The sequence below is a fragment of the Pseudomonas sp. AM8 genome (genome assembly GCF_036346475.1).
Classification (GTDB): Bacteria; Pseudomonadota; Gammaproteobacteria; order Pseudomonadales; family Pseudomonadaceae; genus Aquipseudomonas; species Aquipseudomonas marginalis.
In genome coordinates this window covers 1-383 of the sequence record NZ_JAOTNX010000047.1, presented here as the reverse complement: position 1 = coordinate 383, position 383 = coordinate 1, and the positions used below count along the sequence as shown (strand labels likewise).

General features: G+C 66.3%; 1 pseudogene. It reads right to left on the bottom strand.

Going from position 1 to position 383, the window contains the following annotated elements:
• Positions 1-383: pseudogene (locus V3W40_RS34585) on the bottom strand (non-ribosomal peptide synthetase); the annotation flags it as partial.

Below are 383 nucleotides of genomic sequence, written 5' to 3'. Positions count from 1 at the left end.
TGCAGCACCAGGTAGCCCACCAGGTATTTACCGTCGACCGCCAACACGGCAGCCTCACGGACCCACGCGTGCTCCAGCAGGCGCGCTTCGATTTCCCCCAGTTCGATGCGCAGGCCGCGCAGCTTGACTTGATGGTCGATACGCCCGGCGTATTCGATCACGCCGTCTGCGCGGTAGCGTGCCAGGTCGCCGGTGCGGTACAGGCGCTCGCCCTGGATGAACGGGTGGGCAACAAAACGTTCGGCAGTGAGTGCCGGGCGGCGGTGGTAACCCCGGGCCAGGCCGATGCCGCCGAGGTACAACTCGCCGAGCACACCGACCGGTACGGGTTCGAAGTGGCTGTCGAGGATGTAGCAGCCGAGGTTGGCGATCGGGCGGCCAAT